Below are 8089 nucleotides of genomic sequence, written 5' to 3'. Positions count from 1 at the left end.
TTTCATGAAAAGCCTCATTTGATGATCGTTGACTTGGCAACCCGGCACTCACGGCATCTCCCTCCAATCTGGATATGCCAATGAATATTGGGTCGGCCCCGACGATCTGCGGCTCCTCCATTAAAGGGCCATCGGTTGTTGGGGTCTCGGCTACGGGCTTCGGGCTACGCCCTCCGCCCTTCACCGACACCCCAACAACCGATTCTCATCTTGATTGTCGCTACGCTCGCATCCTGTCAGTCGCCGCGCATAGCCAGTCGCGACGTCTGATGCAGACCGTGTCGCGCCCGTAAAACGGTGGGTTGTTGCACAGGCCAGGCAATGCCAGCCCCGTATTATTTACAAGGATGTCTGGAAGAGGTTGGCCCAACCGGCAATCGATGGTGGAAGCGCGGCCGGGCCCAGGATCGCATGCTTTTATATTTTGCCGAAGGAACTGGGGAATCGTCGAACAAGTTCCGAGAATCCTTGGCGGCGAGTAGTTAGCCTACGATGGTCGCAGTCACCCGGTGGCGAAAAGGCTGGTGCGGGGTTCCGGATCTGCGAAGGTCACGGAAGGCGCCGCCAGCCAGATCAGGCAGGATTGCCTCTACCGTGGCAGCTTCTTCGAGGGATCGAACATCCACGAACAGGTTGAAGTGCCCATCAAAGCAGACGCTGACCACAGCTGATGGCGGGCAAGCCGCATGCACCAAGGAATGGAGAGCTTCAATCTCCGCACAGAGCAAGCGGCTATACCCAGCAGTGTCCGGAAAGGCATGGATGTTGCTGAATGCGTTCATGGTTACCTCGATAGGTTTCACATGAGAAACGCATCATCCCCATTTTCGATCCATCGCTAGAAAAAAACGGTTCATCGTAAATCGGGTCATCCTGCGCCAGTGGGCCTTCGGTGTGGGCCGGGCCACCCCTGCATACGCAGCCACCATTCGTGATGGCGTTCCGTAGCATGACCTCGTGCCCACTCTGCGCGTGCGGCAGTGCCCCGGTAAGGATTGCAGGCCGATGACAGGCCATCGCGTGCCGCTTTTCGGCCCCACAAGAAGGCATCGTTTATCGGCGTCAAGGGTTGTCCCCGAGATGCTGGTGAGGCCGATGAAGTTGCAAATCAGGTGGCTGATCTGACCTCACACCCAACGCCGCCGGAAGATTTTCCAATCGGGATCCAGTGTCATATCGCACGAGAACATGTAGCAACCGTCCTCAAGAATATCGACGACGCCGACCCAGCCGGCCTGAACAGCGCTCAACGCGACAATCACGTCATTCGTGTCGATCTCCAAATGATCGCGTGCCGGGTGTACGGACAATATGGTGTAACGCGGCATGCTCACCCCCGATCCTCGTCACATCCGAGGGATTATGGGCGCGATGGAACCGAGCATCGCGCCCACGTCATCGTCGTGCTTCTGGAGATCGACGATGCCTAGTCCCTCGGGAGGACGACAGAAGATCGCACCGAAACGCGAGGGTGTGCACAACATAGATCAAGTTGCGCTGATGTGATTGGTGCCCGTTGAGGTCTGCTTCACCCCAAGGGCGGGCGCGTTAAACGCTGTACCTGGGAAGACACGGGCTACGCCTTCTCTTGATGGCAGGCATCTACTTCACTTCGGCGCATAAAGACAGGGAAATAAAACGTTCGGCGCCGAGGTAGACGCCGTCGCTTACTCTCCCTCCTGCCCGGCTATTCGGCGCTTTCGTGCTTCTGTCTACTGGATTCATGCGTGAGCGCTGCCGAAACCGGGACGGATGCGAACGACCTTGCATGTGGGCTCAGCATTAGGCCAGCGCTCCATATACCTTAGATGCCGGAACGCAGGCTGTATCGGCCTCTCAAGCCGCGCGAGTCAGTTCCAGCTTGCCGACTGCGATGTCACCCTCGTGCGCACGAGCTTGCGCCAGATCGAAAGCAGTCTGCATGCGCATCAGGGTATCGGCCTTCACCCCAAACGCCTTCTCGAAACGGATAGCCATCTCTGCCGTCAGAGCGGAATGCCCGTTGAACAACGTGCTCAATGCTTGACGCGAGACGCCGAAATGTTCTGCGAGAGCCTTAACCGTCAGGCCGTAAGGCTCCACGATCTCGGACTTGAGCCACTCCCCGGCATGGACGTGGATCGACGGATGCAGCTTAATCGCCATGATAGTCCTCCAAATCCATATCGGTCAGTGCCCCCTCCCCGTTGATCTGGAAGGTCAGGCGCCAGTTCTTCGTCACGGTCATCGACCAGGTTCCGTCGCGATCCCCCGTCAGCCTGTGCAGGCCATAGTTCGGCGGTATCGAAAGCTCATCCAGAGATCCGGCCGCGTCGATGAACGCAATCATCTTGCGAAGCCGATTGGCGTCTCCCACAAGGCCTTTAGTCGAGCCCGTTTCCACAAAACGGCGCAGCGCCTTATCGGTGATGCTCTCGATCTCCACGCTTTACGATATGGTTGAACTAACTTCACGCGTCAAGTGAGACTTGACGCAGGTTTAAAGGAGAAGGCTGGGCGGGAGAGCCTCGTTCGAATCACAAGCGGACACTAACCCCCCGCAGCGGTAGACCGCGAGGGTAGCGACGCTACGGTCTAACTTGGTAACCGAGGCCGTAGTAAACACCGCCGCAGCAGCCGTCGGCACCGGCGCGCCTGCTCAAACGCTATGTCCGGACACTGGAGATCGATCCGTGAAGAGCATGTTTCAAGCGATGTGGCCGCTTTTTCTGGCTCTGGCCGCAGGCCCGCTCCCGGCCGTAGCCAAAGCGGACGGATGGGCGGTCTGGCAGAGCGAGCCTTTCCCCTTCTCGATCTGCTACCCGACCGACATTTTTCAGCAGCGTAGGGTGTCGGACACGGGTCACGCAATCGCGTTGGAATCGGGAGACAGCGCACAGTTGATCGCCGGGAGCATCGACTACGCCCGCGAAACGCTGGCCGAACCGCTACGGATCGAGCAGGAAAGGCTGACCCATGTCGCCCTGATTGCACGGGGTGAGAACTGGTTTGTCGTTTCCGGGACGCGGGTTGACCAGGCCCTCTACACGAAGGCCGTCCGAGTGGGCGATCGGTTGATAGCGCTCCGGTTCCGGTATCCTGAAAGCCTCGCAGCCAAGTACGCCCCCATCGTCGAGCGTGTCGCAGAATGCCTTAAAGTCCCCGAGGATGCCTATTGAGGATTCCGGGATGATCGCGCGCACCTGCCCGGCAACCCTATGGTGCGCGCTTCGATGGACCTGCCATAGCAGCATATGCGGTCATTGATGCGGCTGCGACCACGGCCATCCAGATCGCGACGTTACCGGCCCGGATGAAGGTGGAGGCGCCCAAGCAAGCCCCGCAAACCAAGGATGCCCACAAGATCAGGTAAGGTGCCCAATTCCACTTCGGGCCGCCCATGAGAGCCGCAGCGATATGCTGCCCCAACTTGACCAAGGCGCCGGTCATGTAGGTCACCCCGATCGAAACTTCGCCGTTGCGCTGGAAGACAGCATTCTCCGCGCCCATAGCCGCCGCCAGAACCATTGCCACCGGCAGGTGGGACGCCACTTCGCTCAACGATGCGGCGGCGGTAAGAAGCCCAGTCACGAGCGCCAGCACTGCGGGTTTTCGGTGCCGGGTGGCGCGGGAAGCGACGCACGTTCCTGCGATCACGCCGAAGACGAACGACAAGACCAAAGATCCAGCAATGAACGCTGCCGGTATATCCCGAACCAGCCCGACCGCGACACGAGTGGAATTGCCGCTCATGAACGATACGAAAAAGCCGCCGAGGCTGATGAACCCGATTGCGTCAACGAAGCCAGCCAAGGCCGCGAGCATCGCCGCCAACACCCAGAACCGCTTCTCATAGGCGATCATCGTCGGCTGAGCGGCTCAGTCAGTGCTTCTGAAACTTCGGCAAGTCACCCGTCATGTCGCTTTACCTTCCACCTTGCCTCGGCCCCGCAACGGACGCGGGGATATTGAACCATATGCAATCGCACCCCGGCAAGGGCTTCCACCGCCACAAGCCCTAAGCAGGCCCGCAATCGAGTGCTCTGGCTCCGTTCGCCGCAAACGGGCTCACAATGTGCACAAGTGCGTAGTCATTCGGATGAGATCGGCCATTAGCGCGCACGGCGTGGCGACTTGCAGGGGATCGCCGCGCCTACCTGACCCGTGCGAGGAAGCGATAAGGCTCACGGGCGGCGCCGATCAACTGGCCTAGCTCTGCCGCCTGCGTGCTGTCCATGACGATGTTGACCAATTCGAGCAGTTCGCTTTCGTCAGCAGGCCAGCCTTCGAACGAGGCTCCGTCAAGCGCTGCTGCGATGTCGTCTTCGGTAATTTCCCGGAACGACTGGTTCTTCATCTGGCCTCTCCTCCTGATGGTGACGAAGACCATGCGCTCGTAAACATCCCGGGCCAGTTAAAAGCTTGCAAGGCCAAATGTGCGGACGGCAGACAACCAGCGCATCCATCGCTACTCTAGGGGCCAATGCCGAAAGCATGATCGCTGCACCGAGCGCCTTCCTCGCGCTGGTGCTGCTGGCATCGGTAGCGCTCTACTACAGCTTCGAACATCCGCGCAGGGCACAACCGCCGCACGCCGTCCCCAAGCGGGGCGGACCTTTAAACGGCCGAGCACCAAGTCTTCGCGTACCAGTCTGGCAAGAAATAGGCTCAACGCGCGGGAAACCATGTTCTGCGCAACAACTTCATCGACGTGACATGGAAATAGGGCTGTCATCACCTCGCGGTGATCGCACTTTTTCCTGCCTGTTCAACATGACAGGCGCATTTCCTCATGATAGCCTGCGGGTGATGTTCTCGCAGATGCTGACGCCAGCGTACCTCCCTTTCGCGTTCTCCTTCGTGCTCATGATCGGTATCGGCCTGATCGAAGCCATCGGACTGGGCCTTGGCCAGTTCGATCTCGACGGCGATTTCAGCGGGGACGGCGATGGCGGGATGCTCAGCTGGCTGGGCCTGGGCGGCGAGTTGCCGATCCTGATCTGGCTTACCTCGCTGCTCGGCTGCTTCACGCTGGCCGGCATCGCGCTGCAACAGGGCATGACCGCGATCGGCGGCGCCCCGCTGCCGTGGCTGGGGGCCTCGGGCGGCGCTCTGGTTGCCGGCGCCGCGCTCAACACCTTCGCCGCTAACGGCCTGGCGCGCATCCTGCCGGGTTTCGAGACGACGGTGATCTCCACCGACGATCTGCTGCGGCAGCGCGGCACCATCCTCGAAGGCACCGCCCGTCGCGGCGCCCCGGCTCGCGCCAAGGTGGTGGACCGCCACGGCCAAGCCCACTTCGTGATGGTGGAGCCGCACGACGATGCTGATACCATCCCCTCGGGCGAGACCGTGCTGCTGGTCCGGCGCGAGGGACAAGTTTTCTTCGCAGTGCCCGATCGGCCTGCGTCCTTGCGACTGCCCTGATACACGGCGGTCGCGCAGCAAACTGGGGAAGGGTCCAACGTGCCTGATTCGCTACTGAATGTCCTGATCTATGCCGGCATCGTGCTGCTGGCGCTCATCGTGATCGGCATCATCCTGACACGCCTCTATCGCCGTGCGACCAAGGACGTGGCGCTGATCCGCACCGGGTTCGGGGGCGAGAAGGTGGTGCTGAACGGCGGCATCATGGTGATCCCGGTGCTGCACGAACTGATGCAGGTGCGCCTGACCACGGTGAAGCTGGAAGTCTCGCGTCTCAACAAGGACGCGCTCATCACACTCGACAAGCTGCGCGTCGATGTGATCGGCCTGTTCCATATCAAGGTGAAGCCCGATGCCCAGTCGATCGCCGCCGCCGCGCAAACGCTGGGCGATTCGGTGAACAGCCCCGATGCGGTGAAGTCGCTGCTCGATGGAAAGCTGGTCTCCGCTCTCCGCTCGGTCGCCGCTACGATGACCATGGAGCACCTGCACGCCAACCGCGCCGACTTCATCCAGAAGGTGCAGGAAGCGCTGATGACCGACCTGGACATGAACGGCTTCCAGCTCGAATCGGTTAGCATCACGCATTTCGACCAGACTGCGTTCGAACACTTCAACGAAAACAATGCCTTCGATGCCGAGGGCCTGACCGTGCTCACCCGCACGATCGAGGAGCGCAAGAAGATCCGCAACGACATCGTCGCCACCAACCGTGTCGAGATCGAGCAGCGCAATCTGGAGGCGAATAACCAATCGCTGGAGATCGCCCAGGCGGCCGAGCAGGCGCGGCTGACGCAGGAGCAGACGCTCTCCGCCCGCCGTGCCGAGCAGGCGACCGCGATTGCCACCGCCGAAGCCGAGCAGACGCGCCTTGCCGAGATCGCGCGGATCACCGCCAGCCAGGCGCAGACGGTGGCCCAGACCGAGGCGGACAAGATCATCCAGACCGCCACGATCGCGCGCGACGGCGCGATCCAGACCGCCACCATCGAGCGGGACCGCACCATCGAGATCGCCCGCATTACTACTGCGGTGCAGACCGCGCAGAAGTCCGAGGAGGAATCGACCGCGACTGCCGCCGCCAACGAGGCGCGCGCGCTCGCCGTCCGGGCCGAGGAAAGCGTGGCGACGGCCAAGGCCACCGAAATCGCCAACCGTAATAAGAACGTCGCGGTCATCGCCGCCACCCAGCGCGCGCAGGAAGAGGCGGTGGGCATCACCGTCGCCGCCACGGCCGAGAAGGAAGCCGCCGAAGCCCGCGCCAGCGCTCTGCGCACCGAAGCTACCGCCGAGGCCGATGCCGAGAAGGTCCGTGCTCAGGGTCGCGAAGCCGCCTTTGCCGTCGATGCCGCCGGCCAGGCTGCGATCAACGAGGCGACCAATCTGCTCAACGAAGCGCAGACCGCGCTGCTCGTCCGCAAGGCCGTGCTGGAAGCCCTGCCCGCGATCATCGCAGCGGCCAGCAAGCCGATGGAAAACATCGACAGGATCAGCATCCTCGATGCCCGGGGCCTGCACGGCGATGCCGCCACCGGCGAGCGCGGCGGCCCTGCTGCGAACGAGAACCTTGCCGACGCGGCCGTCTCCGCCGCCATGCGCTATCGCGTGGGCGGCCCGCTGATTGATAGCCTCATGACCGAGCTGGGCATGAACGGCGGTTCGCTGAACGGTATGTTGGCCGCCAGCGGCGTAGCGGAAGCGGCGCACGCCCCCGCTGTTGCTGCGCCTGGCGCCGGCCCCACTCCGGCGCCTGCCAATCCCGAGCCGGACGTAGCCTGAATCTTACAGGGAGCCGGCCCCAGCCCGGCTCCCGCATCGGTCCCCGACATCTGACCGGCAACGGTGCGGTCGAGACGATTTCGTAGAAGTGACGCTCCATCGCTTCGGCGGCGGGGGATTAGCGATAGCTGGGCGACAAGAGCGGAGTCTCATTGAGGAGCGGCGTCGATTAGATAGCCGAGTCGGGCTCGGGTTCGATTCGCCCCATCCATTGGAGAACGTTGATGACCGCCGGAAACTTGAGCCCTGAGCACGAACGGAATGCTGCGATCTATGTCGCTGTGGTCGATGGCGCGACGTTCGGCGAATTGGCGGCCAGGTACGGCATCAGCAAGGTCCGGGTGCAGAAGGCTTATGCTCGCGAGCGCACGAACGCTTGGGAGGCTCGCAGGCGGGGCGAGACCTCATATCTTGGGCGGCCTATCCCGGGGGATGTTTGAGCCGTTTGCCGTTGATGAAACTGAATCGACGGCGCTCTGCGCTAGGAATGTGAGCGACAGAATTGCTTCTTTCAGGTCAGAGTATTTTACGACCGGGCTTCCATGAGCATCCCCTGCAACCACCACTACCTCCCGCAGTTTTACCTTGAGCGATGGGCATCTCACGGTGAAGTGGTCCGTTACGTTCGCCCGAGGGGGGGCGCATATCGGAGAGCGGAACCTATGTTGCAAGCGACGACGAGCAGCGAGTGCTGTCGATCCAGTCTTTGGCGCTCTCCAACCGCGTCATTGCCCCTGTAACGAAGCGGACCACAGCTGGGCAAGTATCGTCGCTCCGCATCGGATCGCACTACGCCTCGCCCTCAAATCGCCATAGCCATCTGCGGCGTTGCCCTTAACCGTCCCACGTCGCGGACAGGTGGGGCGCCGAAGAGGCGACGATATTCGCGGCTGAACTGGGAGGG

Annotated in this window: 9 protein-coding genes and 1 pseudogene; 3 read left to right on the top strand and 7 right to left on the bottom strand. The window is 61.7% G+C overall.

The window, feature by feature from the left end:
• Positions 1-482: 482 nt before the first annotated feature.
• The 4 genes from LH128_RS32285 to LH128_RS16970 all read right to left on the bottom strand — a co-directional run bounded on the left by LH128_RS32285 (position 483) and on the right by LH128_RS16970 (position 2425).
• Complete coding sequence (locus tag LH128_RS32285; protein ID WP_327195201.1) at positions 483-782, bottom strand: hypothetical protein; 300 nt, start codon at positions 780-782, stop codon at positions 483-485.
• A 345-nt stretch (positions 783-1127) separates the two neighbouring features.
• A complete protein-coding gene (locus tag LH128_RS33535) occupies positions 1128-1328 on the bottom strand; it encodes a hypothetical protein (RefSeq protein WP_008830896.1) in 201 nt (66 codons plus the stop codon).
• A 508-nt stretch (positions 1329-1836) separates the two neighbouring features.
• Complete coding sequence (locus LH128_RS16975) at positions 1837-2145, bottom strand: HigA family addiction module antitoxin (protein ID WP_008830895.1); 309 nt, start codon at positions 2143-2145, stop codon at positions 1837-1839.
• Complete coding sequence (locus LH128_RS16970) at positions 2135-2425, bottom strand: type II toxin-antitoxin system RelE/ParE family toxin (protein WP_008830894.1); 291 nt, start codon at positions 2423-2425, stop codon at positions 2135-2137. The genes LH128_RS16975 and LH128_RS16970 overlap by 11 nt, the downstream gene beginning before the upstream one ends.
• Before the next feature lie 247 nt (positions 2426-2672).
• Here LH128_RS16970 and LH128_RS16965 point away from each other — a divergent pair, with 247 nt between their 5' ends.
• Positions 2673-3158: a hypothetical protein gene (locus LH128_RS16965; RefSeq protein ID WP_172705097.1), complete on the top strand. Its 486-nt coding sequence runs from the start codon at positions 2673-2675 to the stop codon at positions 3156-3158.
• A 37-nt stretch (positions 3159-3195) separates the two neighbouring features.
• On the opposite strand, the gene LH128_RS16960 is transcribed toward LH128_RS16965, so the two are convergent.
• Entirely contained in the window at positions 3196-3843 is a 648-nt protein-coding gene (locus tag LH128_RS16960) for a YoaK family protein (protein WP_008830892.1), read from the bottom strand.
• Between the two features lie 289 nt (positions 3844-4132).
• Positions 4133-4336, bottom strand: coding sequence for a hypothetical protein (locus LH128_RS16955; protein ID WP_008830891.1), 204 nt, complete (start codon positions 4334-4336; stop codon positions 4133-4135).
• 464 nt (positions 4337-4800) lie between these two features.
• Between LH128_RS16955 and LH128_RS16950 the strand changes: the two genes are divergently transcribed.
• Both LH128_RS16950 and LH128_RS16945 read left to right on the top strand, forming a co-directional pair.
• Positions 4801-5406, top strand: coding sequence for an OB-fold-containig protein (locus LH128_RS16950; protein ID WP_327195200.1), 606 nt, complete (start codon positions 4801-4803; stop codon positions 5404-5406).
• Positions 5407-5445: 39 nt separating this feature from the next.
• The gene (locus tag LH128_RS16945) at positions 5446-7185 is read left to right on the top strand and encodes a flotillin family protein (protein ID WP_008830889.1); all 1740 of its coding nucleotides are present in this window, start codon (positions 5446-5448) and stop codon (positions 7183-7185) included.
• 802 nt (positions 7186-7987) lie between these two features.
• On the opposite strand, the pseudogene LH128_RS33530 reads toward LH128_RS16945, so the two are convergent.
• Positions 7988-8089: pseudogene (locus tag LH128_RS33530) on the bottom strand (AraC family transcriptional regulator CmrA); the annotation flags it as partial.

It is taken from the genome of Sphingomonas sp. LH128 (assembly GCF_000293195.2).
Lineage (GTDB): Bacteria > Pseudomonadota > Alphaproteobacteria > Sphingomonadales > Sphingomonadaceae > Novosphingobium > Novosphingobium resinovorum_A.
This window is presented reverse-complemented; position numbering and strand designations above follow the sequence as displayed.